At 59.6% G+C, this 24892-nt stretch carries 24 protein-coding genes; 11 read left to right on the top strand and 13 right to left on the bottom strand.

Going from position 1 to position 24892, the window contains the following annotated elements:
• Positions 1–2: 2 nt before the first annotated feature.
• Genes BN2475_RS00115 through BN2475_RS00085 form a run of 7 tightly spaced genes read right to left on the bottom strand, consistent with a single transcriptional unit; the run spans position 3 to position 6075 of the window.
• The gene (locus BN2475_RS00115; protein WP_094777551.1) at positions 3–623 is read right to left on the bottom strand and encodes a toxin co-regulated pilus biosynthesis Q family protein; all 621 of its coding nucleotides are present in this window, start codon (positions 621–623) and stop codon (positions 3–5) included.
• Between the two features lie 4 nt (positions 624–627).
• On the bottom strand, positions 628–1056 hold the full coding sequence (locus BN2475_RS00110; protein ID WP_094777550.1) for a lytic transglycosylase domain-containing protein: 429 nt from the start codon (positions 1054–1056) through the stop codon (positions 628–630).
• Positions 1056–2351 (bottom strand): TrbG/VirB9 family P-type conjugative transfer protein, encoded by a 1296-nt coding sequence (locus BN2475_RS00105; protein WP_094777549.1) that lies wholly within the window; start codon positions 2349–2351, stop codon positions 1056–1058. Before BN2475_RS00105 ends, BN2475_RS00110 begins: the two co-directional genes overlap by 1 nt.
• Complete coding sequence (locus BN2475_RS00100; protein WP_094777548.1) at positions 2348–3166, bottom strand: transglycosylase SLT domain-containing protein; 819 nt, start codon at positions 3164–3166, stop codon at positions 2348–2350. The genes BN2475_RS00105 and BN2475_RS00100 overlap by 4 nt, the downstream gene beginning before the upstream one ends.
• Positions 3159–4490: a TraB/TrbI/VirB10 family type IV secretion system protein gene (locus BN2475_RS00095; RefSeq protein ID WP_094777547.1), complete on the bottom strand. Its 1332-nt coding sequence runs from the start codon at positions 4488–4490 to the stop codon at positions 3159–3161. Before BN2475_RS00095 ends, BN2475_RS00100 begins: the two co-directional genes overlap by 8 nt.
• Positions 4491–4498: 8 nt before the next feature.
• The gene (locus tag BN2475_RS00090) at positions 4499–5377 is read right to left on the bottom strand and encodes a TrbG/VirB9 family P-type conjugative transfer protein (RefSeq protein ID WP_094777546.1); all 879 of its coding nucleotides are present in this window, start codon (positions 5375–5377) and stop codon (positions 4499–4501) included.
• On the bottom strand, positions 5374–6075 hold the full coding sequence (locus BN2475_RS00085; RefSeq protein ID WP_094777545.1) for a VirB8 family type IV secretion system protein: 702 nt from the start codon (positions 6073–6075) through the stop codon (positions 5374–5376). The genes BN2475_RS00090 and BN2475_RS00085 overlap by 4 nt, the downstream gene beginning before the upstream one ends.
• A gap of 638 nt (positions 6076–6713) precedes the next feature.
• Between BN2475_RS00085 and BN2475_RS00080 the strand changes: the two genes are divergently transcribed.
• The 3 genes from BN2475_RS00080 (at position 6714) to BN2475_RS00070 (ending at position 10502) form a co-directional block, all read left to right on the top strand.
• Positions 6714–7793 carry a ParA family protein gene (locus tag BN2475_RS00080; RefSeq protein WP_143325702.1) on the top strand — a complete coding sequence of 360 codons (1080 nt, stop codon included), beginning with the start codon at positions 6714–6716 and terminating at the stop codon, positions 7791–7793.
• A 135-nt stretch (positions 7794–7928) separates the two neighbouring features.
• Complete coding sequence (locus tag BN2475_RS00075; RefSeq protein ID WP_094777543.1) at positions 7929–8549, top strand: hypothetical protein; 621 nt, start codon at positions 7929–7931, stop codon at positions 8547–8549.
• A 1110-nt stretch (positions 8550–9659) separates the two neighbouring features.
• Positions 9660–10502, top strand: a complete 843-nt coding sequence (locus BN2475_RS00070) for a replication initiation protein (RefSeq protein ID WP_094777542.1) — start codon at positions 9660–9662, stop codon at positions 10500–10502.
• Positions 10503–10606: 104 nt separating this feature from the next.
• On the opposite strand, the gene BN2475_RS00065 is transcribed toward BN2475_RS00070, so the two are convergent.
• Both BN2475_RS00065 and BN2475_RS00060 read right to left on the bottom strand, forming a co-directional pair.
• Positions 10607–11635: a ParB/RepB/Spo0J family partition protein gene (locus BN2475_RS00065; RefSeq protein ID WP_094777541.1), complete on the bottom strand. Its 1029-nt coding sequence runs from the start codon at positions 11633–11635 to the stop codon at positions 10607–10609.
• A gap of 4 nt (positions 11636–11639) precedes the next feature.
• Positions 11640–12293, bottom strand: a complete 654-nt coding sequence (locus BN2475_RS00060) for an AAA family ATPase (RefSeq protein ID WP_094777570.1) — start codon at positions 12291–12293, stop codon at positions 11640–11642.
• A gap of 706 nt (positions 12294–12999) precedes the next feature.
• Here BN2475_RS00060 and BN2475_RS00055 point away from each other — a divergent pair.
• From BN2475_RS00055 to BN2475_RS00045, 4 genes are all read left to right on the top strand, one after another.
• Positions 13000–13542, top strand: coding sequence for a hypothetical protein (locus tag BN2475_RS00055; RefSeq protein WP_094777540.1), 543 nt, complete (start codon positions 13000–13002; stop codon positions 13540–13542).
• Positions 13543–14021: 479 nt separating this feature from the next.
• Positions 14022–14264 (top strand): hypothetical protein, encoded by a 243-nt coding sequence (locus BN2475_RS00050; protein WP_143325701.1) that lies wholly within the window; start codon positions 14022–14024, stop codon positions 14262–14264.
• An 879-nt stretch (positions 14265–15143) separates the two neighbouring features.
• Positions 15144–15350 (top strand): hypothetical protein, encoded by a 207-nt coding sequence (locus BN2475_RS33305; RefSeq protein ID WP_143325700.1) that lies wholly within the window; start codon positions 15144–15146, stop codon positions 15348–15350.
• 144 nt (positions 15351–15494) lie between these two features.
• Positions 15495–15716, top strand: a complete 222-nt coding sequence (locus tag BN2475_RS00045) for a hypothetical protein (protein ID WP_094777538.1) — start codon at positions 15495–15497, stop codon at positions 15714–15716.
• Positions 15717–16161: 445 nt separating this feature from the next.
• Here the strand turns inward: BN2475_RS00045 and BN2475_RS00040 are convergent, their stop codons facing one another.
• The 3 genes from BN2475_RS00040 to BN2475_RS00030 form a co-directional block, all read right to left on the bottom strand.
• Positions 16162–16500, bottom strand: a complete 339-nt coding sequence (locus BN2475_RS00040; protein WP_094777537.1) for a hypothetical protein — start codon at positions 16498–16500, stop codon at positions 16162–16164.
• 125 nt (positions 16501–16625) lie between these two features.
• A complete protein-coding gene (locus BN2475_RS00035; RefSeq protein ID WP_094777536.1) occupies positions 16626–18422 on the bottom strand; it encodes a site-specific integrase in 1797 nt (598 codons plus the stop codon).
• Positions 18423–18428: 6 nt separating this feature from the next.
• Positions 18429–19247 carry a hypothetical protein gene (locus tag BN2475_RS00030; protein WP_094777535.1) on the bottom strand — a complete coding sequence of 273 codons (819 nt, stop codon included), beginning with the start codon at positions 19245–19247 and terminating at the stop codon, positions 18429–18431.
• A 275-nt stretch (positions 19248–19522) separates the two neighbouring features.
• Between BN2475_RS00030 and BN2475_RS00025 the strand changes: the two genes are divergently transcribed.
• From BN2475_RS00025 to BN2475_RS00010, 4 genes are all read left to right on the top strand, one after another.
• Positions 19523–21415 carry a hypothetical protein gene (locus tag BN2475_RS00025; RefSeq protein WP_094777534.1) on the top strand — a complete coding sequence of 631 codons (1893 nt, stop codon included), beginning with the start codon at positions 19523–19525 and terminating at the stop codon, positions 21413–21415.
• A 451-nt stretch (positions 21416–21866) separates the two neighbouring features.
• Positions 21867–23507, top strand: coding sequence for a patatin-like phospholipase family protein (locus tag BN2475_RS00020; protein ID WP_094777533.1), 1641 nt, complete (start codon positions 21867–21869; stop codon positions 23505–23507).
• Positions 23504–23713: a hypothetical protein gene (locus tag BN2475_RS00015; RefSeq protein ID WP_094777532.1), complete on the top strand. Its 210-nt coding sequence runs from the start codon at positions 23504–23506 to the stop codon at positions 23711–23713. Before BN2475_RS00020 ends, BN2475_RS00015 begins: the two co-directional genes overlap by 4 nt.
• 103 nt (positions 23714–23816) lie before the next feature.
• Positions 23817–24251 (top strand): hypothetical protein, encoded by a 435-nt coding sequence (locus BN2475_RS00010; RefSeq protein ID WP_094777531.1) that lies wholly within the window; start codon positions 23817–23819, stop codon positions 24249–24251.
• A 460-nt stretch (positions 24252–24711) separates the two neighbouring features.
• Here the strand turns inward: BN2475_RS00010 and BN2475_RS34950 are convergent.
• The coding region (locus tag BN2475_RS34950) for a hypothetical protein (RefSeq protein WP_218023676.1) at positions 24712–24892 on the bottom strand (181 nt) is incomplete at its 5' end.

Here is a 24892-nt window from a genome sequence, read left to right as displayed (position 1 = left end):
TGTTAGTCCTGGCAGTTGGCCGCGCGTGCGATGACGCGGATGACGTTGTTCGTGTGACGGCAGATACGCGTGGGCACGCGCATGTGATTGGTCGCTTTCATGACCTGCGTGAGGACAGACGTGAAGTCACCGGAGAAGGTCGCGTTGAATTCGAGCGGCAGATCGTCATCGACCTTCCACGCGAGTTGCCAGCCCTGCGTCTGCAACCAGCGATCGAGCGCGTTGCGCAGATTGAGGTCCTGCGGCGCGAGGGAAAGCGTCAGCACGCCACCCGGTGTCGCCGGCGTGCCAGGCACAACAACCGATGCAACACGCGTCGCAATCGGTCCTGTCGATTCGCCCAATGAGGTCGGTGCGAGCGCGACCGTTGCAGCGGCGGCAGGTGCAGCGGGCGCAGCGGCGGCTATTGACGCCAATGCCATTGGCGCGGGATTCGCCGTCGTCGCGCGGGACGACGGGGCTGCGGAGAGGATCTGCCAGCCATCGCCGGATCGGGGCGCAACGTGCGACTGATCGGGGTCGATCGCAGCATGCGTCCAGCCTGACAAACCCGCCAGCGCCAGCGCGGCCAGCACACGCGCGATCACGCGCACCCGTTCATTGCGTTCGATGGTCACATTCATTTGGTTAATGCCCCTGCCGCTGCAGGCGGCGATAAATGACGTTGGCATAGATCAGCTGCTTTTGCGCCGAGACTGCGTTGTACGCACCCACGGCCTTCCAGGTCGGCCCGAACTGTCTGATGTTCGAGGCCAGAATCCACGTGCCGACGTAGGCGTTCACACAGGTGTCGAAGAGGTGCTCACGGCGAATGCCATACCGGGCAAGCTTTGGCAGCCAAGACGAGTTGATCTGCATGAGGCCGATGTCTTCGGTCCCGTTGCTGTTCACGTTCACGGCGCCCGGGCGCATGCCCGATTCGTGCTGCGCAATCGCCCGGACCAGTTGCGCGCTGATGTGACGGTACGCAGCCGCGTCATCGAGGCAGTCGGCCCGCGCTACGGTTGCGCATCCGAGTGACCCGAGCACAACGAACAGACGAAGCGCGCCCTTCATCACGATTTCGCCACGGTCGTGACTGGTGCCGGCACAGTCGCTCCCGGCGCAGGACGCTCGAAGTACTTCACGTCGTGGCGACGCGTGACGTTCACGGTGTTGCCATCCGCAGTGACGATGAACTGCTCCGACGTGCCGTTGAACATGTAGTAGCGTCCCTTCTGCTCGCCGGAACCCAGGTGCTTCACGTCCGCCACGTTGATCTGCACCACCGAGTCAGCGAACTTGAAATAGGTGTGCCCGTCGCGCTCAAAGACAGCTTCAAGGTGCGCCGGGCTTGCCGCGTCAAAGTCATAGACCGTCCCCGCGGAACGCGCGAGCTCGACCGTCTTCGTGCCGTCCGACACGACCATGCGCTCAGCGCGCTCGACTGTCATCACGTTCGCACTGGCATCCCACTTCGGATGCAGCGAACGGCCTTCGGGCGTTTTGAACGTGAGATCCCCCGTCGGCCTGGCTGCGAAGCGGATCTGCGTATGTGTGTCGTCGCCGTCGCGGATCGCCTGTGCGCCGAAGTATTCGGCCAGCAGGGAAGCGGGCGGAGCGGGCGGCGCCGCTTCCTCTGTTTTCGCAGCCGCGGTCTGCGCGATCGCATCAGCTTGCGATTTTTCGCCAGCGGCATAGTTGAGCGCGCCGGACTTCGGCGCATCGCGGTGCAGGCGGATGTGGCGCGACGTGAAATCAACGTCCGCATACAGTCCGCTTTGCGTCATCAGGCGATCGAGCGCCTGCATCCAGTTCTCGCCCGCACGCGTGGCAAAGGCGCTTGCATCCGTGATGTCCACGTCCTTCTGTGCAGACCCCGTCCAGCCCTGCGGGGCCAGCGCCTTGACGAAGCTGGCCACGGGCATGCTCGCCTTGAGTGCGCGGACCGGTTCGAGCGCACCATGCATGCCGATGAGGACGAGTCGATTTGTGAAGCCGTCGAAAGCGGCGGGCTGATCGTCGCGCAGCGCCGCGAGCGCGCCGCGCGCCCCGCCGCCGATGAACGTATTCGCCTTCGTCCAGCGCGCGCTGGCCGGGCGGCCGGCCACCGTGTACGTGATCGTTTCGGGCGTGCCATCGACAACGACATAGGGGCCTTCCGCATGGCCCCCGACGGCGGTAATGGCCTGACCCGCGCGAGGCTGGATGTAGGTCTTCGTTCCGTCGTTGAAGATGAGGGCTGGACGCTCAGCGATTCCGCCCGCGATCTCGTAATCGAAATCGAATGGGTCAGTGTTCGCGGCGTGCGAGGCGACTACGGCAAACAGCGTGGCGCAGGCGAAGGCGATGCGGGAAACAGTGTGCTTCATAGTCCGGCCTGGATCTGGTTGAGGTGCCGCGCAAAACGCGCGAGATACGCCTGGCCCGGAACCGGATTGGCGCTGTGGTAATAGGCGATCGCCTTCGCAACCGACTGCGTCTTGCTGTAGTTCTCGTTCAGGATGTCTTCGGCAACCCGGATGCTGGTCGCGGGCGCGAGTGCCTGCCACGGCGAAGTAAAGCGCCGCGCGTGATAGCACCAGTTCACCTGCATGATGCCGACGTCGAAATCGCTGCGGCCGTGTGCGATCAACGACCGAACAACACGGTAGGCGTCCTCCCGCGTGCGAAAGAAAAAGCCCTGCCCCGCGATGTTCAGGGTCCACGGCCACGCCCGGCCATTGAGGCCCGATTCATTCAGCGCGATGCCTGCCAGCACCTTCGGATCGACACTCGTATGCATCAGCTCAAACGGCGCGGTCACGCTCGCGCATGCCCACCCGCCGCGGCCTTCCGCAATCGCGGCCTGGGCGTCGTCATCGAGGGCCACCGGCTGCAGCCAGCCTTTTGAGACGAGCAGGCGCTCGAGCGGTACATCGTGCGCGTCGACCGAGACCGTGATACCTATGTCCGGGCTACTTGCGACCGGTTGACCGACGAGGGGTGCAGCCCACGACTCGAATGCGCGCAGGCCGCACCAGAACACGGGCTTTCCGTCAAACGACGCAAGCACACGCGCGTTGCCGTGCACGAGCACGACGTTCGTGGGACTGATCACTTCAGCAATCGTTGAAGCCGATGCCAGATGCGCGATCGCGCTCAGCATCGCGGAGAGAATCAGCCGCGCGGCTACCTGCTTATTCATCGTGATACGGCTCCAGCACGATGTCGCGATTGACCTTCAGCATGAAACGGCGCTTGCCCGGATCGTCGGTAATGGTCGGGGGGATGTTCTTGTATCGCTCCAGCACGGACTGCGAGGTCTGCGCTGCGACCTGTCCGGCCGTCGTGCCAACCTGCGTAACGCCGAGCGGGCCAGTGGTCGTCGACGAAGTGCCGCCTTTGTCGAATGCACCCAGAAGGATCGCCGTGAGGAACGACGTACCGAAGATCTTCAGGAAGTGGTTGTTCACGTCACCCGAAAACCCTGCCGCACCGTCGCCGTCTGCGCCCTGCGCGCCATAGAGCGGCACATGCTTGCCATTGGGCAAACGCAGCTCGGTCGCGGCAACAAGGATGCTTTCCTGCCCGGGCTGGATGTCGGAACTGTAGGGCGCGGTGATCAGGCTGCCCTTCGGAATCATCAGGCAATCGCCACGGATACTGTCGTACACGTCCTTCTCGACAACGAGCGCGGCCGCGCCGGGACGGTCGGAATTCAGCTTCTCGGTTGCGAGCACGCCAATGTGATGCGGCGGCGAAAGTACGCAACCGCGCGCCTGGCCCACGAAGCCGGTGCGGGCGAAATCCTGGCCGTTTTCCGACTGAGCCGACACATTCTTCATAAAGGCGCTGTCGTGATCCTGCGTCGAATACGGACGCGATCCGGCCTGCTGACCAACGCCGGCGGCGGACAGCGCAGCAGCGACACGGTCACCTGCCGAGCCAGCCGCGGCCTGCTGGGCGGCGGCTTGTTGCGCCGCGACCTGCGCGGGCGTGAGAATGCCCGGCATCTGGTTCAACTGTTGCGGCACCGAATCCTTGACCTTCAGCCCCGCCTTGAAGATCGGCGACGCGTAGATCGCGTCTTCATCCGACTGCGCCTTGATCGACTGCGTATGCTGATCGTTGAGGAAGCCGTCGGCAGTCAGGGAAGGCGCACCGGCGCGCGAGCCTTGCGCGGAATCGGATGACTGGGGCGACTGTGCCGAGGCGCGCGCTGCGGCGGCCGCACGCGCCTCGGATGCCGCCAGCTTGTGCGCGGCACTCAGCTGGTCCTCGATGGTCTTGTCGAGATCCTGCGTGCTGTTGGACTTGTCAACTACTTCGGCGGACTTCGCCTTCTTCTTCAGTGCAGCTTCCTCGTCTGCCTTCGCATTCTCTTTTACCTGGTAGTAGAAGCCGAGAGAGCCGATGACAAGGGCCGTGATGAGGCCCGCTGCGATCAGCGCGTTACGTGGCGACTTACCCTTGAAAAGGGCAGTCTGCACGCCCGATTGACCGTTTTGCTGTCCGTTCTGCTGGTTCATCGTCAGCCTCAGAAGCCGAACAGACCCGGACGGCGGCGCTTGACAGTCACCTCCTCATTCGGTGCGCGCAGCACAATCTCGCTCGCCAGTTCCTGGACCACGATGTACTGGCCGCGACGGATGAAGTTCGGGCTGACGGTGTCGCCGTGATCCTTGACCAGCGGCACGGCAAATGGCGCATTGGCGGGAAGGCGCAGCCACACCGACTTACCGTCGTCGAAAACGGTTTCCGGTCGGAACGATGCCGAACCGGACACGGTGTAGTCGAAATTGAGCTTGTCGGGCGACACACCGATCGGACCGGAATCCGTCGCCCCGTTTCCATCGTCATTGCGACCGCCGCCCGCGTCGTTGGCCTGCTCCCGTGCGCGGACCTTGGCCATCACCGACCCCGGATAGTTGAAGCGGACGGTTTGATAGAACAGGCCGCCCATCGGCGATGACACAAGCGTCATGTCGTACTCGCGAAAGTTCGTCGTCAGGTGCAACGTGTTGACGAGACCTGGCTTGACCGGTTTCACGAAGACGTGGTTTTCACCATCGGTATCGATCACCCACTGGATCGAATCGCCCATAGCCGGATCGGTGGTGAGCTTCTCGCCCTTCGCTAGTTCGATCGTCGTGTTCTTCAGCGGCGCGGTCATGACCCGGTAGATCTGGTCGCGGCTATAGGGAAAGACCGCCATGCGCGCGTCGCCTGGCATGGTGACGGGGTCCGAACCAGCGTTGTACGGATTAATCGGACTCAGCGGATCGCTTATCGCCGTGGCCAGATCGAACGATGCCGACGAGCCGCCTTTCTTCGCAGCAAATACAGGCGGAGTGGCAGCAGCGGCGCACGCGAAGGCGGCGACCCACAGAGCGAGCGTGCGGGAGGCGATCATCATTGGGTCTTTTGAACGGAGAACAACGGATAGAACATGCCGAAAGGATTCGAGCCGAGCGCATCTTCGGAAGCCGGTGGCACGATCTGATAGCGGAAGGTCAGCGCGTATTTCTGGACAGCGGGCTTGTCCGTCGGCGACTGTGTAGTGCTCGCCGTGAATTCGACGACCGCTGTCGAATCTTCGAGCAGCGCGACGTTGGTCACGCGCACCTCACGCACGAGCTTGGGGTTAAGCGTGATGGACTGGAACGGCGCGTCGGCCTTGATCCAGTCTGCAAACTGGTTGCGCGCGTTACCCGTCATCATCGCTTTTACGCCGTTGATGTTGCGGGCCATGCGCGAGGACTGGATGTCGTCAGTCAGCACCGGCTCAATCGTGAACCACCGTTCGACGGTTTCGCGCAGCGACGTTCGGATCGCCTGATCGTCAGGTTTATACGAGGTGAGCTGCGTGACGACAGGATGCCCATTCACGTCCGAAGACACGCCATACGACTTCACGACGGACGGTGGCGGATTGCGCGTATAGACTGCCCCGCCCGCAACGAATGCGAGAATGAAGCAGAAGGTCTTCCAGTGATTGGCTTCGACGCGCAGCCGCGTGCCCATATCGAAGATGATCTTTTCGGGATCTTCTTCGGAATAACCGCCTGGCGCGGTCGAGAGAGCTACCTGCTTTTTACTGCGAAATAGACGCATGACGGTTGATCCATTTGGGCCGACTCAATTGAATCAGTCCCCAGGGGAATCAAGTCATGCGAAAGATATGCGATTTGCAGTCGCTTTCCAGCGTTCACCGGTTTGCCGTGCCACGATTTAGCCGGTTCAGAGGCGTTGCCCAGAAAGCTGCAAAATTTTCACCAGCTTTTGCCGTTGGCCAGTTATCAAGAACCGTTTAGAGTCACTGGGCGAGCCGTTTGTGATCGAGATGTTTTGCACGTGCAAAATTCGCGGAATTCGTGCCTTTCTTGCAACGAGTAAAAGGCGAATGTCTTTTTAAATCATAGAACTATCCTGCTCGGTGGCCTGGCGACGTCGATTGCTACCTGTCTGAACTGGTTCAGAGTCCTTTTGCATTTTTCGCAACTATGCAGGGATACAGATCCTAATACAGGCTTTTTGTATCCATTTTCGCATCATTTTGCAAACCTCGTCCGGGCTCCCTCAATACCCCCGCTCTATGCTGTATCGTGGAATCGCTACCCGTTCCCCCCCTCGCAGCCAAGCTACCACCAGCCTGCAAGGTTTTTCCTGCATTTGTAGAAAGCGTCCTTGCACCGACGCCCTACCAGGCGGCACAATCTGTGCCCAATACGTATATTGCATCGAGGTATCTGTTGGCGACCAAACCATTCAAGGTCCAAGCGGCTGCACATTTGCTTGCGACTTCCAGCGACACGGTCCGTCGGATGGTCGACGAGTCCGGCATTGAAGTCACGCGTCAGGAGGGAGGGCCTGGGACCCGCCTCTTCTCCATTGAAAATATTTTTGAACTCGCCCGTTACCGTGCGAAACGACGCAGCAAGACGAGGAAAAATAAACAGGTCGTCGCAACGGTCTATGCGCCTAACGGAAGCGTCGGCAAGACGACACTCGCGAGCAATTTCGGGACAATCTTCGCCCTCAAAGGTTTTCGAACGCTCATCATCGATCTCGATTTCCGCTCGAACTTGACGCTGAGTTTCGGGTACGACTCGGAGTTGACACCCGAAGAGGCGGCCGACGCCGGAATTAGCCAGTCCCGTATCGTCGAATATCATTTTGGCAATCTCATACCGAACTATCCGGCGGGGCGCGTGAGGCTTCAAGAGACAATCAAGAAGCCGTTTGGAGAGTACGGGCCTCACATTGTTCCTGCAGATTTGAATCTCGACCGTTTAGACACGATGCTGGCGTACGGAACGCTGGAGGGTCGCAATTCCGATCTCATCCTCGCAGAACTCATCAGAGACGGCTTATCGAAGAAAGATCCGGATTTCGATGTTTCTGATTACGACATCATTTTGTTCGACGCAGCCCCTGCGAAGAATCGGATCACGCGTGGCGCCTTGCTAGCCTCCAACTACGTCATCTCGCCAGTGTCGATGGAAAAATTCTCGACCAAAGCGCTCTCGTACCTTTCGAGTGTTATGACAGAGATTCGCGAGCAATTCGATAGGAATCCTGAACTGATTATCGTAGGCAACTTTTTCGATCCCAATCGCGTTCGTGTCTTGGGGCAGTTGATGACCTGCACGCAAGCCTATCGCGACGCTTGGCTTGAACGATCCATCCGTCGAAGCGGGGACTTTTCTAAGGCAATACCTGGAGAATCAGAGATTCCTGTTATTTTGTCGAAGCCTAACGGTCAGGCTGCGACAGATCTACTCGAGAGTGCCAACGCGCTTCTAAAGAGAATGGGGCTCGGCGACGAATAACGGCGCCTTTTCCGTCGCCTCGGGAAACACTGACCGGGCGTTCTAACGCTCTTTGCTACACCGGGTCGCGGATCGGCTTTGCGTCGGCTCCGCTGCAGCGCTGTCACACAGCCCACCAAGCAGATTGGACCGACAATGCAAAGCCAAAATCTTTCGCAGACCCAGATTCCCAATCGCCGAACGGCGATTGCGTACCATCGTCGCCTGAAGGAAGAAAACGCACCCATCCTAAAGATGGGCCGTTTCTATCTTTCGATGGTTGAGCGGAATCTCTGGCCGAGCCAAACCGCTATGGCCTTCGAACTAGGCGTGTCTATATTCCAGATCTCACGCACAATCGCGGCGGCTCGCTTACCTGAGTCGGTAGTCGGCCTGTTTGCTAGTAAGAGTCTCTCGTTTGCCGATGTCGCAACATTGCGTAAGCTCGTAAAAGAAGTCGGGGAAGCCGAGGTCGTTGAACGATCGAAGTCGGTGTCGCCCGATGCGCCAACGCGTGAAATCTTTTCGATCTTAACTTCCGGAAAGGCGTCCTTGCGCAACGGAGTAAGAATCAGCCGGGTGAGAGGTCAAAACTATCTCCGACTCGACGTTCCGAATATCGAAGAGATCGCACCACACATTCAAAAGCTGGAACAGATGCTGAATCTGTTGCTCTTGGCTGGAGGAACGAGCGACTGGGCCGATCGGTCGATGCCGGGCGAAAAATCGACGGCGCGAACGCAAAGCGCCGCAGGAAACCCGCGAAGCAGCGCATGACGAGCTGATCGCGTGGGCGACACTTACCATGCGACCGAGGCGTACCTTCGGCCGCATTGTTCGTCGGTGACATTTTGCGACCCGAGCGGTCGCGCACGCACTTCGGGTGTTGAACCATTACCCGCGCATTTCCCCTTCCTGGGCCGGCCGGTTCGCTTGGGGACCCTAAGGCGGCGCCGACAGGTCAGTAGGGGGTCCAGCGGGCTGGTTCTGACGTATTCCGGCACACGCACTTGCGTCACTCCAACCTGCTGTGACGCTTGATCCCATCATGGAACGCCGCAAAGTCTCCTGCTTAGAAGCGGCGGGAGAGTTCATTGGTGACAGATTGCGACCCAACGGCGTGAGCAAGTGAGCAAGAGCGCTGGATTGTGGATTAGCCAATACGGAAAGTGACAATTTCCGACCCGTGGACCAAAGGTGACGGCTTCCGACCCGCCTCGAGGAACGCTTGCCCTCTCCTGCTGGATTCAATGGTGACAATTCCCGACCCGTCGACCGGTACCAGAAGTGACGGCTTCCGACCCACGCCGCGTCAGCGTAAAGGGGACAAACTCCGACTTGGCGCGCCACGTTGCACGGTTGGAGCCAATAAACTGATTAATCGGTCGAAAGGTGACGTATCCCGACCTAGTTGTCCGGGAGCTTGAGTCGTCGTAGGGTCCCGGGGTCGCTTTGCGTCACATTTGGAGATGCATTGTTCTATAGGCTCGGAGAAAGGCTGCTCCAATAGCATCGCTTTCCGGCATTGGGTCGGATTTCGTCACCTTTCGATGGGCGTATCACGTCGTGGGCGGCGCTGGTTCTGTCGTTTCGTTGTTTGGGAGCAACGTTTCTTAGGCCGTAATTTGTAAAACAGTTAATAGGCTAGTTTGTAGAACCGTTTGTAAACGCTTTGCGGAAAGTCTGAGAGGCCCGTGGATAAAGGCTTTCGGGGCGATTAGGTATATGTAGAAGTGACATTTTTCGACCCAGACGTGACTGAATCCGACCCCCAATGGACAAATTGCGGGCTATGTGTGACAGATTTCGACCGTTATCCACATCGGTGACTTGCCACATACTCGTGTCACTTTATAATTGTGACACACAAAACCACGGTCACTTTTCATGAGCAAGAGCAAGAAGCCGAGTGTTGATGAACCAGCGGTTTCGATTGTAGACATCGAGCCGCTGCGGATCGAAGAGTCGGACGAGCCACCATTGGACGTAGACGGCCGAGTTAAAGGGACTGTGGCAATGAGCAGGGCTTTGGTCAATTCTCAACAGGGGCTCTCGCTCAACGAGAAGCGCGTGATGATGGCCGCCCTGCGGTGTATTGATAGCAAAAAGTCGCCGTACTTGCACGGTCGATCCAACGGGTATGTTTCGGTTCGAGTGAGAGCCGACGAATTTGCGGCCTTGGCTGCGCTGGCGCCGCGCTCGGGGGAGAAACAGGCGACAGCTGCGTATGAGGGCCTCAAGGAAGGCTGCGCCAGTCTGCAGAAGCGGACGTTGACCTATATGGACGGTCCGCGGAAGGTCACGCTTAACTGGGTCTGGAAAGCTGTTTACCATGAAGGAGAGGGCTGGGCGGAAATCTCTTTTTCTCCGGACCTGACGCCTCACATTTTCATGCTCCAGCGTCGTTTCGTCTCGTATCAACTCGAGTTCGCCAGGGGGCTTCAATCGTTGTATTCGTGGCGCTTGCTCGAACTTCTAATGCGTGAGCGTGACCGTGGACGGCTTTTGATCACGCTGGACGACTTCAGGTCCGTTCTAGAGATTCCCGAGACCTATCGTTTCGCCGACATCAAGCGGAGAGTGATCGAAACGGCGGTAAATGAACTGAACACGAAGGCGGATCTCATCATTTCCTGGAAGCCGGTGAAACTGGGGCGTGCTGTGAATTCCCTCGACTTCCAGTTCGTTCAGAATCCGCAGAGCCGATTGGAACTGGATGATGCTGCATGACTCAGGGCGAGATGGGTCGCGAAAAGTGACATGTTTCGACCTCATCCCCTGCCCGATTGCGCGCGCAGGTGTTGGGTGACACATTCCGACCCGCACGATCTGATTTAGTTGGTTTTGTGGCCGTCCTCCGCGAGCAATTTCCTGAGCGTTTCTATGTACGTCTCAGCCCTTTCAGGGTCGTTGAGCTCAAGGCTCACTTGAATGTTCCCGTTGCCCCACTCTTTGATTGCACCAACGGATGCCCCGTCAGGACCGGAAACCTTATATTGCCGCGAGAATGTTCGTCTCGGCGCGCGCTCCTGAGATAGCGCTTCCCGGATCGCCTTCACCTTCTGAAACGACAGGCCTTCATCGACGACCTTTTGTACAAGTTCGCGCGTCTTGCTCTCGCTCGTCGCCTTGAAGTACAGGGCAAGTTCGTACGAGATATTGATGCCGAGTTGCTTGGGGTATAGCGAAATGAAGTCTTGGATTGTCGACGGGAGATCCAGGATAGCCAGAGCCTTGCTTACCTTGGATTTACCTTCTTCTACGAGAAGCGCGAGCTCGTCGTTCGTCTTGGCATAGCCCTCGTCCAGAAGTTTTTTGTACCCTAACGCAACATCAAGGACCGTTTCCTGTTCTCGCTCGTTGTTCGCGGCGCGCGCGAGCCGATAGAAGTCAATGTTTTCTAGGCCGTCGAGCAGCTTGACGTCTAGGGTATGGGCACGATTGCGGAGCGCGCCTTGCTTGCGGTAATGCCCATCGATAAGTATTGCCCGCTCGGGATCGGTCGGGTGCCGTGCTGCTAGTGCAGGGACGAGCTGTCCATCCTTCGCCATCGACGCTGCGCGGGCCGAAATCTTCTCTTCGTGATAAACGGTCCGGCTGTTCAGTGGATTGTCCTCAATTTTGTCGATGGGCCACGCGGCGTAAGTTGACTTGACCCTCCCTGCCCTTTCCAAGGTTTCGACATACGCATTTGCATTTACGGATTCTTCGGAGCGCCCGTCCGGTGAGGCATCCAGCAGTGTTGTCCGGCCGCCAAGTGCGGCCTCCACGCGGTCAAACCGAGAAGAAACGCTATCGTCGCGCAGCTTTTGGTCTCTCGCCACACCTGCATTCAGGGCGGCGGCGAAATTTTTCTTTGCCATATTCCTATTCCCCCACGATCTCAAGGACTTCGTCGACGAATGCGTTGATTTCCTTATGAGCCGCTTTGGCGCCTCGTATCTGCAAAACGGTTGCGCCAGAGACTTCGGCTTCCTTATACGCAGTGCGAAAGCCCAATCGCGTTCGTAGCATACTTATTTCTTCATCTTGTGCGGCCGCTTCAAAAATCTGCTGAACAATTGTGACTTTCTGGTCCATGTTAGCGACAGACCAAAGCTTGAGCTCGGGGTTCGACACCCTCGCCGTGAGGCCGAGCTTTTTGGCTTCCTGAACGGCCCAGAGATTTCCGCCTGATGCGCCGACCGGGATCAGGCCTAGGTCCGAGATCAGCAGAGCGACCGAGGGCGCACCGGATCGAATAGCTGGCGGGCAGTCAATAACAATGAACTGATAGTCGTCCACAAATTTTGCGATCTCGCGATCGGGACGTGGACTCCGCGACAGGTTGCTTAGCGCCGCTGGAAAGGGGCGGTCATCTGACGCCGCGCCGACCGACAGGGTTGCTGTGCCTTGGTCGTCGAGGTCTACCAAGAGTGTCTTATAGCCCCGGAGGCCCAACACTCCAGCAAGGTTGCACGAAGTGGTCGTCTTGCCAGAACCACCCTTTTGATTGAACACGGTAATTATCTTTGCGGCCATCGGAAACGGTTCCTTGCAGGAAGAGTCCAGCATCAACCCGGTTTCTACGTAGAAACCGCGATGGCGTGAATGATAGAAAGTCGTACGAATTTGTTCAAGAAGAACTTCTCATGGTGTTGCTTGAATCAATTTTCCGCGCAAATTTTCTTATAGAAACTTACGCTAACGGCACGTGATGGACGTGTGATCGGCTCGTCGGCAGCTGCGTCTGTCCTCTGAAAATTCGAAATTGGCGCAGGCGGCCGATGCAGCGAAATTTGTCGGGAGGTCACGCGAGGTTGGTGCAGTTTGGGCCTGCCCAGTTTCTACGTAGAAACTGAGGTTCGCCGGTCTCAGGTGATTGCCCGTCAAAGTCAAAAGAAGTGACAGTTATCTATCAGATAAGTGTCACTTCGAAAAACGCTCCTGCCACCGTGCGCGTGAAGGGGCAGATTTCTATCAGTTTTCTGACACTTGGAAAACGCCGCGATTCACTTCGCTTGCTTATACGGTAGTCGCATGGTTTCTACGTAGAAACCAGTTAAGGACCTGACGGCCCCCTCCACCATGGAATATCCTTCAGCAACGTTGATAGCCACGATGCGGCTACACTAGCCAAGTCAAATCGGCCAGCGACCCCAATTCCCTGTGCGCCTTCGTCTGGCTAGACACCCCGAGCAGTTAAGACACCGAAGCCCGTAATCTATCTCAGGAGGAGTTTGCCGCGATGAAACGGATGCTTATCGCTGTGTTCTCTGTTGCTGTTCTCGCCGGCTGTACGTCGACCTATGCCGTCCATCGTTATTCCATTTCAGCCGATAACGTCGTCGCTCTGAAGTCCATAGGACATGAAATAAGCGTTGGTGCCTTTACGCAAGCCCAAGTTCCCAACCAAAGCCCTGGCGAAATCATGTGCCGCGCTGTCGCCCCGATAAAGACCCCGGACGGAGAGCCGTTTGCAGCGTTCATCAGAAATGCTCTGATTTCCGAATTGAAGTTAGCCGGCGTATATGCAGACACTGCTCCAATCTCGCTGTCCGGTCATCTTGATTCAATTGATTTCTCAACCGTGAAGGGCGCATGGGATATCCAACTGACCATTACTTCATCGAACGGCAAGAGCATGACCCAGGCAGTGCACTATTCCTTCACCTCCAGCTACTATGGGGAAACTGCCTGCAATCAAGCTGCCCAGGCATTCATGCCTTCGGTTCAAGACCTATTGGCAAAAGTGGTGCGCTCCCCCGATTTTCCAAGCCTGTTGAAGTGAGACGACCCACACCCATTAGCGGGCCGCGAGCGTTATCGCCACTCTGCGCGAACGGCGTAGCGGGGCGATTTCGGCCATGCCCTCTGCACGTATGCGCCTGATGACCGGTCATGCGGCATCACGCCACCTTCCACAATCGCCCGGCCCGCCCAATCTCATTACGGCAAAGGCTTGGCTATTGAGGTGCCGTGATGCGAACGATCCCTGACACAGAACCCGCGAGAGTTGAGCGGTCGGCAGCGGTACGCAAGGCGTGGGCAACGCGCCGCGCGGCAGCGGTCTCAATTGGCCGGTCGGCAGCCGCGTGCAAGGCGTGGGAGACCCGTCGCGCGGCAATTGTACCGGTGGGCGAACGCGCGGACTATCTCCGCCGACTTCGTGCGAGTATGCGAGGCGCCATCCGGTTCGCACGTGGCCGCCAGGAAAAACGCGCTGCCGAAGGCCGGCCCGTAGTGACGGTTACGCTTGACGAACTGATAGTGAAGCTTGCCGCGCAGGACTACCGGTGCGCGATCAGCGGACTGCCGTTCTATGTGGACGACGCTGATCACTTCGGTCCCGCCTGTCCGAGCCTTGACCGGCTCGACACGGACGGCGACTACAGCGATGCCAATCTGCGCGTCGTCTATCTCGGCCTCAACAGCCTGCGTGGGCGTGGGTCGGATGCGGACGTTTTGCGCATCGCCCGCGCCGTCGTTGGCAAGGCGCGCCAGGCTCCGTAACGGCGAGCGCAGATCGTGACGGCCGGTGCGGGAGCTGGCGCCTTGAAGCCTTCAAGGCCTATCTTTGCCAGTCACCCTGAGGCTTTTCTCGCAAAGTCGAGAACGATTCTTGGGCCATATACGCTGGCGGGCGGAGCAAACAGTAGAGGTTGACGGATGGTCATTCTCCGATCTTATATACTGAATTTGCCTGTTAATAGCTAGAAAGCGCTTTCGCGCCAGATGGCCCTCAAGGAGCAGGGGGCTGGCTAACGCGCTGCGAGCGCGACCGAGGCGTTACTACGAGGGAAGGGTGCGCGCTCTCTCGGTTTTGAGCCCGTGGTCTACCGGTTCGTTTTCACGGTGAAAGGCTAGCCTGCAGGCCCGTCCTGCAACCCGCCCCGGTTATCGGCCACGAACACGCGCGCCGGTCGTCGCGATGCCATTCCTGGTCGCAACCGGTATAGTCCGAACGCCTAACAACAAAGCCCGCTACGGCCGGCAACCACGAAGGGGAACGAAATGCGCAAAACTTTAATCGCGACCGTGCTGGCCGTGGCGTCGATCGGCGCCGCACATGCTGAGGAAAACTGGTTGAGTTTGATCACCCCATAGACAAGAACGGTGAGCGGGATATCAGGGATCTATAGCGGGCAAGTCGGCGGAGAGAAGTTCTACCGGTTCGTTTCCGGATCTGTCGGCGAAGCAGTGGTTTATCTCGCGTGCAAAAACTGATTGGGGAAAGTTATGAAAACAGTAGTTCTTTGGTTTCTGGTCTCTCTTGTAATTTTCTATTTTTTGTTCGGGAGAACGCTTATCCGGGAGCGTATCCGAGCGCATAGGCAAGTGAAGATGGAGGAGCGTTCGAGAGAAAGGGACTTGGAATCACGAGAAAGGGAATTGAAAACGTCAAACAGCGATCTACAGAGTCGGTTCAACGCGGCACGGTCGATGGCGCAACGCAGCGCGCCGAGGACGTCCAAAATCGTGACGCCGCGCCACATCACCGAGGAACAGCTTGAAGGAGCGGCGCGGCCGAGCGGTTTAAACGGAATGCCCAAGGCGGTGACGAAGCTCAACCCGGCGAAGCCTGCCGACCGCGAATAGCCAGTCGAGCAGGTAAGGGAAAGACGGGCCTCGGCCCGCAGCGACCTCATCGCAACCTGCGTGGAGGCGTGAGGGTAGGAAAACCGGACACACCGCAGCGAAAAAGTGGCCTTACGCTTCCTGTTTTAACCAGGGACCCAGGCCATGACCGACATCCAGACCAGAAAGCAGCAGGCTCGAGCAATCCTCGCCGGAGAAAAGCGCCGCAACTCACCGGTTGAAGTGGCCGAACATGGCGGCCTGACACGCTGGCAGTACCCGCGGGAATGGCCCGACGATTTTGTGATTTCGCGGGTGGACGCTCCCCTCGCGTTTGCGCTCAACGAAGCAGGGGAGTTCGACGCGGCCGGCATGCTGAAGCCGTAAGCGAGGGCAGGGCGGACCCTCAGGTCCGCTTCCTGTAGAAGCCGGAGGCTTCCTGAAGCATCCGTTGCCGTTCAGCCTGCACATAGATCGAGGTGTTCTGCAGGGACGCGTGCCCACGAATGCGCTGGGCCACGTCACGCGGTACTCCCTCAGCGACCGCAAGCGCGCCGAACCCCCGACCGGCAGGCGGAGCGCCGTTGTGCCAGCCAGGCGAGCGCGGGACGTAAAGCCAAGAAGGCCGGAAAAGGCCAGGTAAAAGGAGCCGGACGATGGGCTGTCGGTCACGCTCCTGAAGTGGATGGGGGCTCCGACCGAGATTGTCGAGGCCGAAGACGCGTGGCGCGCGGGCCAACGCCAAACGGAAGGCGGACGACGACGAGCACCGGGCGCAGGCCTGGTCAATTTTCAAGTTGGGGTGTGCGCGCCATTAGGTCAGGCGGTGGAGCTACCACAGGACCGCTTTCGCCAACCCGTACGCCAAGGCCGCAAGAATCAGTGCATCAACCAGCTTGCCCGGCCACGAAGGACCACGACCCGCGGACTTCCAATCAGTGCGACTACGGACAACATACTTGTCGATCTCCGCCATCGTCGCAATCTGGATCGGGCTCTCTTCCCGTTTTTCGTCTCGCTGCTGCTTCGCGATTTCCAGTTGGAGTTTCTTGATTTCGAGCGCCGATTTCCGGACAGTCAACGCGTGAACAATGAAGGCGACCACAGCCCCGACGACGCCAGCTACCGCCACGATAGCGGTCCAGAACTCGCCCCACGTGATGGCTTTCATGGCTTATTCCGATCTGTTTTGCAAAAGCCTGGAGATACGTCCCGCGACACAAATTAGTGTAGGACGGATGCTGTCGCAATCCCTGCGAGGCCCGTGAGCGGATGGGACGTAAAGACTCGATGGCGTCAGTCCTTGCTTTTACCGAAATAGGCTGCCGCCTCGCGCATCATCCGCTGTTTCTCCGCCTGGACATAGATCGTCGTGGTCTGCAGAGACCGGTGACCGAGGATGCGTTGCACGACGTCGAGCGGTACATCGCTGGCGGCCGCCTGCGTGCCGAAGGTGTGCCGGAACGCGTGCGGGGTTGTCGACACAAGCTGCTTCATGTCTTCGGTGGTCAGATCGGGCATTCCGGCGACCAGCCGCTTCATCGCCCAGCGCACCATCCTGTTGATGCCATCCGGTGAGTAGGACAGATCATCCCCGGTCGCATGCCTGTCCTGCGCCTGGGGTGTAGGAGGGATGAAACCGGGCTTGATCAGCGGGCCTTCCGTCGCGACATCGAAGTCGACGCCCCGGTCGCGCCAGTGCGCACGCAGCGCGTCGACCGCAGCGGGGCTGACGGGAACCGTGCGGATCTTCTTGCGCTTGCCCAGCACTTCCAGCTGCCAGACCGGTGCCTCGTCCTCGCCCCAGGTGGTCGGGGAGAGCGCTTCGCGCCGGGAGACGGTCAATTCTTCGCGACGGAGTCCCGAGTCGCCACTGAGCAGCAGGGCGACCCGCACCGTGCGCCAGTAGCTCGCCGCCGCCGGTTCGCACCGGGCGTCAATGTAGTGGCGCGCGCGCTCCCACAGGCTCGCGGACAGGGCGCGTTCGATTTTCATGTCGTGCTCGCGCTCGACCACGACAGGGTCCTTGACCGCTTTCCATGGATTGCTGGCCAGATAGCGGACGTCAACCAGCCATTCCAGCGCCGCGCGTAGCGTACGAACCGCGTATTTCTGGCTCTCCGGCAGCATCTCGGCGGAGGCGAACGGGCGCCACCGGCCGCTCGCGCGACCCGCGCGCGGTCCAACGAAGGCGGGCGAGGGCGCTTTCAGGAAATCCTTGTAGGCCTGACAGTCCTCGACCATCAGGTCGCTCAGTGCCTGACCGCGGACAGAGACCGCCCACAGGAGAAACCGCTCGACCTCGCGGGTGTAGGCGCGCAGTGTCTTCGGCTGGTCTTCGTACAGGTACAGCCACGCGCGGATTGCCTCGAGGTCGTTATGCGCGCGTATCTGCGAAAAGGCCTGGGCGCGGTTCTGGCCTCGCGCACCGGATAGTTCTTCGCGCAATGCCATGCGTTCCATTGGCACCAGTACGCGGTGCGGGCCGCCGACCTCGACAATGGCCGAGTCGGCAGCTGTGAAGGGCGGCCGCTCGTCGACATCGGCGGCGACGGTCCGTCCGATGTTGCTTTCGTTCTGCCGCAGCCACGCAACGATGTGACGTGCGCGCCCGGGCCCGATCCGTCGGACGGCTCGCCACCAGCTCCCGCCGCGCCGGTTGCAGAAGTCGACGAGATCGCCGAGCGTCAGGATACCTTGCCGTTTCAGGTGTTCGCTGACCAGTGGCCGGAACCACATGCCAACACCGTGCTCTGCACTGGGTCGGGCGACCGCAAGCGCCGCGGCCTGCTCGACCATCCTGAGGGTGACCGCCGTCAGTCGCGCACTGCCATGGGCGCGCGCCGAGCTTTTCAGATGGTCGGCGAGCACGGACGAGCCATGCTCGATGGCCAGATCAACCAGGTCAGCCTGCATGCGTCGCAGGTAAGACTCCACCCAGCCGGGCGTAGGCTCATTGCCCTCGTCGTCCTCACCGAAGTAAAGGCGGGCAATGGTCGCTGCCGGCACGCGTTGCACGAACGAACGCAGCGCGGCGAAATCGTTTCGCGTGTAGGCCCGTTGGCGACTGACGGTTTGCTGGTGATTGGCCATGACCGGTCAGGCTGGAATGGCTTCGTAGGCGGGGAGGGCGAGCTGCGTTTTCAGCCAGTCATCGTCACCCAGTGCGGCCGCCATGTGCGGTGTAACAGTGCGCCACTCCACCTTTTTCCAGATCCCGCGGTCTCCCCATTTGAGGCCGCGAACGCGATCAAGCCCGCGTTCGATGCCGCCGCGCGTATCGGGAAACGCTTTCATTGCATTGGCCTCGAGCCCGAAGACCTCAACCAGTCCATTCCTCTCCACACGCAGCCATCGCGTGCCACGGCGGTAGTCCAGGCCGATCTGGACCACGTGCCCGCGGGCAGTCTCGTCGACGACCCGGCGCGTCAGCTCCGGCCACGCCTCGCTCACATGGACCTGCACCTTGCGCAGCACGGCATCCTCACCGTGCTTCGCGGCGAGCCAGCAGATCGCTGCCGTGAGGCGATGCATGCCGTTGACCGCTTCCACCATGCCGCCCACGGCCTCGAGTTCGAGCGGACGGTTGGCGTCCGGCGGAGGAAATTCCTGGAGGCCGATCTCGGACTCGAAGTAGCCGATGACACGCTCATCCCAGGTCTTGCCATGCAGTCCGGCGAGCAGGCTCCGCCAGGTTGTCGCCGTCCGCGCGAAATTCCGATGGCCGAGTGCGACCACCGCACGCACCGGCACATCGAGAAACATCGTGCGGCCTCCGGGCTGACGCAGCGCGCTGGTAACCGGCACGTTCAGGTTCGCCAGACCCACGTCGGCATCGAGGAGCGCGCCGGCGCGCTGGGAGGCCGTCTTGATCTGCTTCATCACGGGGCTGTCGGGATGTTGTTCTTTTTTGGTCATTTTCTTGGTGTGGTTATACAAAACGGGCCAAAACCCGCCATTCGGGCCGCCCTACCCGATTTTAGGCCATTAAACGCAATCCTGCTAATAACGATTATCAGGATTGAACGGACCAAAAAAAACGGCCTGCGCGCTGCAGGCCGTCATGGAGGCGGGGCGGAGAATGCCGCGGAACGACGTCCAGACCGACAAACCCTGACCCCTTTTTACTGTCGCCAGCGCTTGCGCGCCGACTGCATGCGTAGAATAGCCCTTTTTTACCCCCCGGGCAACCGATGCGCACCGACCGACGGATCAGCAGTGTCCAGCCGCTGACCTCGCGCCAGCGATTCTTCTGCGATTGCTGGTTCAACCTCGTCCACGAAGCGTCGCTAGACGCCTTCCGTGTTCGCGCGATGAATCCTTTGAACATCACGCGCGAGCTGCTGCGCATGTTCGACGTCGAGCACGCCAAGGAACCTGACATCGGTCGGGTAGCGCTGGAAGCATGCGAGGTCCTTGGGGCAACGTCGATCCTGTCCGACCCCGTCTTTCAGCCGGCCGCGTCCCAGTTCACTGCGTTACTGAAGGATGTGGCTGACAGCAAGCCGGTGAAGTCGGCTTCAGAGGACGGGGGCAAGACCACTGAGGCTGCGAGGCTCGCCGGGACACAATTGCTCAAGAACCGTTTCCTGGTCGACGCCTTCGGACGCGAACTGATTCACGCGCTTGAGGAGCATTTCGTGCCGAAAAGCATCGCGTGGCTGTCCGGCGAACTTGCGGTTCTGGACAATGGAGCGACGTTTGACGCGCACGAGCCGCACCTCCGGGGAATCGATAACGTGCTGTCAGCATTGCTGAGCACGCTGGTCAACCAGGGGTGGAGCTTCCCCTCGCTGTTCAAACTGTATCGGGAGATGCTGCTCCCAGCCGATGCCGGAACGTCGACCAGACTCTATGTGTTTGCCGATGCGCTGCGCGACGTGTTCAGGCGGCTGACCGGCGACCCGAAACCTTACCGCATCACGTTTCAGATCAATGGCGTCAGCAAGCCCACCAGTTTTCCGCAGAACGTCGGCGCGATAGCGTTCAGCGCGACCGCGCCCGAAGTCGGCGCCGGGTCGAGTGGATACGTGCAACGGTATGCCCGCGCATTCGGCGGGCGACTGTTTGCGACCATGACCGTCGAGGCACAGGATGGCCGGATCGCCGGTTCGATCGCCAGCGATCAGATTGCGGGCGTACTGGATGTCGTCCGCTACGATTATGAGCGCAAGAACGTCCAGCTCGCGGACACGTTTCTTGTGGAAAAGACGAACCGACATATCCTTTTGCCATTACCGGGCAGCGTGCCCAATCCGGACTCGTCGTTGAGCTCGGCACAGCTCGAGGTCTTCATGCGCCGGCTCCAGGAACTGGTCACCAGCGGCACACTCGCGACCGAGACGAAGGATCGGATCTATTCGGCATTCCGGCTCTACAGGACCGGTGCCGACTCCTCAAATTTCGAAAACAAGCTCGTCAACTGGTGGACGGCCGTCGAATACCTGGTCAAAGGCAGCGGCAGCGCAGGTGATGGCATCGGCAACGGCGTTGAACAGTCGCTCGCGCCGACGGTCACGCTGTCCTACCTACCCAAGCACCTTGTTGCCTTGCGTGAGATTCTGGTGAACGAACTGAAGATCGAGCTTGCCGATGCGGCGGGCAAACCGGTCGAACTCAAGGGCATGGGGCTCGCCGAATTTTATGCGCTGCTGCAGAATCAGGTATATCGGGACGCGGTCGAAAACGCGTGCGCGGAATCACCGTTTGTGCGGCTTCATCTACGTCGGTTGTTCGAAGTGTTCACCAACAAAGGCAAGCTCCAGACCACCCTGGCGAACCACGAACGACGCATGCGGTGGCATGTGCAGCGTATCTATCGGGCGCGCTGCGATATCGTTCACAGCGGGCAGAGGATGGTCGACGCAACGCTGCTCTGTGCGAATCTCGAGTTCTATTTAAAAACCGTGCTGGCTACTTTCCTGGAGGCCTTGCACCGCCACCCGACGCTCAGCAGCGCACGCGAGTTCTTCGACCGGCAGGAACATGCGCTGAAGCTGGTGCGTAGCGAACTCGCCAGCAACCAGGACGCACTGTTGCTGTCGATGCTGGCGAACCGCGATGCCGCGAACGCCGCCGCCGCATGATGAGCGAAAGCCGGTCGGAGTGCGTCATCCTGGCGCGCGCGGTACTTGTTGACCGGAAAGAGAACGAGCCCGCTGGCCTCGCACAGGAAGCCGAGACAGCGCGGTGCCGGACACGTGGAGCGCTAAACCTGTCAACAGCCGACCAACGGCAGGACAGGGAAAGGCGGCGCTCCGTTGACAGTTTTGCTTCCGCTCTGAACGCAATGAATGGCGTCACTTCGCCTCAATCCGCATTGAATTTGTCACTTCGCATCGGGCCGGATTGCGCGCCAGGTCGTCGATTTAACGGCAGAAGTTTTGGCGGTTAGAGGTCGAGAGGCCGGCGAAGGTGCGGCGCGAATTGCCGCAGGCCCGGCACAGCGTGCCTTCCACGGGCCTGTCGTCGCGGCCCGCGGTGGGCCGCTACCTGTCTCACGCACGCGCGCCCGGCGCTCACGAAATTTTCCTGCTCATGCACACAAACGACGACACAACAATCAACTCACGGTCCGACGTTGAAACCGCACCAGGATCGGCCTTTGTGGTTTTCCAGGGCGGTGGCGCAAAAGGGATCGTGCACGTCGGTGCCCTGGCGGCGGTCGAAGAACTGGGAATCCGCATCCAGGGCGTCGCGGGCACCTCGGCCGGTGCGATGATCGCCGCACTACTGGCCGCCGGTTACTCGAGCAAGGAAATGCTGGACACCGCGACCTGCTCAAATATCATCGCGTCCCTAGGGGCGAAGTTCCGGCTTCGTGGGCCAACGGACCTGTTTTCCCGCAAGGGCTGGGCATTCATCCGGGTACTGAGGCTAATCGTGCCTCATGTGAAGTGGACGCCAGCGCTACTCCTGATGCTGGTGGTGCTGCTCGGCGCGCTCGAAATATGGCGTCCTTTTACTGGTATGGCTCTCGGGATAGCGCTACTTTTCATCGGTTGGCGCATCTACCGCACCGTGTCACGCGGGGTGAGTTCCGTGCGGCATGTGCGAGACTTTGTGGACCATGCGATTGCAGAGAAGTCGAGGGGGCGCTACGAGGCGGAAGTCACATTCAGACAGCTGCGCACGATTACCGGCACACCCCTGAAAGTCGTTGCGACTAACGTGACGGACCAGTGCGTGGAGGTCTTCTCCTACGAGCGGACGCCCGACGTCGTTGTTGCCGATGCGGTCGCTGCGTCGATCTGCCTGCCGGTCGTGTTCAGGCCATGGTCCTTCTCGTGTCAGCGGAGTTCAGGTGTTCGGGCCGATGTAACGCGCCGCGCTTTCCTGGATGGTGGCGTCACTTCAAATTTACCGGTGTGGACGCTCGACAGGGAACGCGCAGCGGCAAGCGATCTGCCGACGATCGCCTTTTCGATCCAGCCCGATCATCGTCACGACGGGACCGGCGGGCACTGGGCCGGCGCATTGATGTCCTCGATCATCGCCGGATCGATGGAGATCCATACGCGAGCGGTCGACAGGATGGTGCACGTCCCGATCAGCTGCAGCCTGGACCTTTTTGATTTCGATGCCAAGTTGAAGGATCTGTGCGAGGCCGTGGACAAGGCCCGTGACGCGATCGCCGATGTGCTCGACAAGCAGCTGACGCAGTTCCCGACCATTCTCCGGAGCGGCTGCAGGCAGATTACAGAAAGTGCGGTCGCCCTGCTCCTGTCTGAGGACCGCGTATGGTGGGAAAATGATCCGTCGGAGCCCACGTTATTCAAGGTTGCGTTCGCGGTGCAGGCACCGCATGAATGGCAGCTCTCGACCCCTTATCACTTCGGATACGCCGATCTTCGCGGACCGGACATTGATCCGGAGATTCTCGACGGAGCCTGGGAGAGCCTCGAACCGGGGTGGTTTACCGCCCCTCCAGACGAAGTGTGGAGTACCGAGCACCAGGTCATATTGCTTCCTGTCTCCAACGCGGATGAAGCGCGGAGGCCGGGGTCGCGCAAGACCGAACAGCCGCTGGTGGTGGTAATCGAAACGGATATTAGGGTTCGATCAGAATCGGCTGACGAGTTCGAAAGTTTTCTTGCCGACCTTGAAGAGAGCGTGGTAGCGTTTGTCCAAGACTACCGCGTCTACGAGGCGGTTCAACGGAGTACCGGAACGTCATGACCAAGGTAATCATCAGGAAGATCATCAAGAAGGCGGCGGCGCAGAACCCTCTATACGAGTCGGCGCGCGCCAAGCGATTCAAGGACTTGGCGATCGAGCACGGGGCCCGCAATCTCGAGGCCAAGATCGACCAGGCGATCAATGAGTCCGACGAGCGCCGGAAGCGGGTCAAGAAGGCCGGTTCAGTGACGGTCGCCGTTTCCTGAGCACCATTGGGCGCCGCGCGTCCTGTCTTTTGGCGTCCCTCCACGCCGAGGCGCCCCCTCCGTTCGCGGCCTAATTCGAGCACGCGTCCCGCAAGCCTCAAGAATGAAAACAGGTGACATAAGCCACGGGCGGGATCATCACGAAAGGCTCAACATTCGTTTCGGGAAAATCGAGGCATACGCGAAGCGACGGCTGCGCGTTGCCCCGTTGCTTTCCACGTCGATCAGCCTGTCGGTGCAAGAGACAAGTGATTTACGCTCGCCGTCATCTCCGCTTCTCTCGCTATCACATGGCGAGACGCTGAGCATTGCCCTGCTCGACGAGCTTCTTCCGTCGCTTCATTCGGTGGTCTGGACATTCAGCGAAAACGACGAGAAAACGGGCAACCTGACAACAATCTCTGACAATGTACAAGTGACACTTTCGATGCCGGCCGACAGCAAGGCCGCGGCACCGCTGGAAGCCATCCTTCGAGGCGCTGCGGCCCGGCTCGTCGTAGCGATCGGCGATTTGAGCCTGCCGTCACAAAAACCATAGCCGAGGCTGACTCGAAATAACGTGTCGTCCGCCAGCGGCGGCCACTCAGGGCTCGTGTTGGCGCCTCCTGTTGAAGTCCGTAGTAACTGCTAATCGTGTCCGTGGATTACGCTAATGTAAGATTTCAGTTTGCGACCGCAAATCAAGGCATATCAGCGGTTTCGCACGATTTTTTATGCGTTGCGTTTCAGCAACCCACGCACGCTTGATGTCCTTTGATTTTGCTAACGCGTGTGGCGTGTCCGCAAATTCGGCTAATGCGGTTGTAGAGGAGCGCGATAGGTGCATTCGCTTGAAGCGGCAGCAAGTGCAAACCCAGGTGTCATTTTTCTTGATCTTTGGAAGGCGCCCATCTGAGTGCGCAGATCAAAAACGCCATACTGTATGGCACTCTGTGTGGAACTTCGGCGGCCTTCAACATGCCCTTGTGCGGATGTCGGAGCGCGGCGTCGTCCTGCGCTTAGTCAGTCGAGTCGGGCAGTGAGTTCGCGTTGCGGTAGAAAAGCCGCGCTAGCAGAATTAATGTGGAATAGCCTAGACTAAATCTGACAGTGGTCGGTTTCTCGTGCTGTTGCGCGTGGGCGCGGAGGACGTAGTCCGAAGCGGCAACGCGCGCGGCGAACCGCAAGGAGTCCACCATG

The sequence above is a fragment of the Paraburkholderia ribeironis genome, assembly GCF_900019265.1.
Classification (GTDB): domain Bacteria; phylum Pseudomonadota; class Gammaproteobacteria; order Burkholderiales; family Burkholderiaceae; genus Paraburkholderia; species Paraburkholderia ribeironis.
Note: the sequence above shows the minus strand (reverse complement) of the source record. Positions and strands in the feature narration are given on the sequence as shown.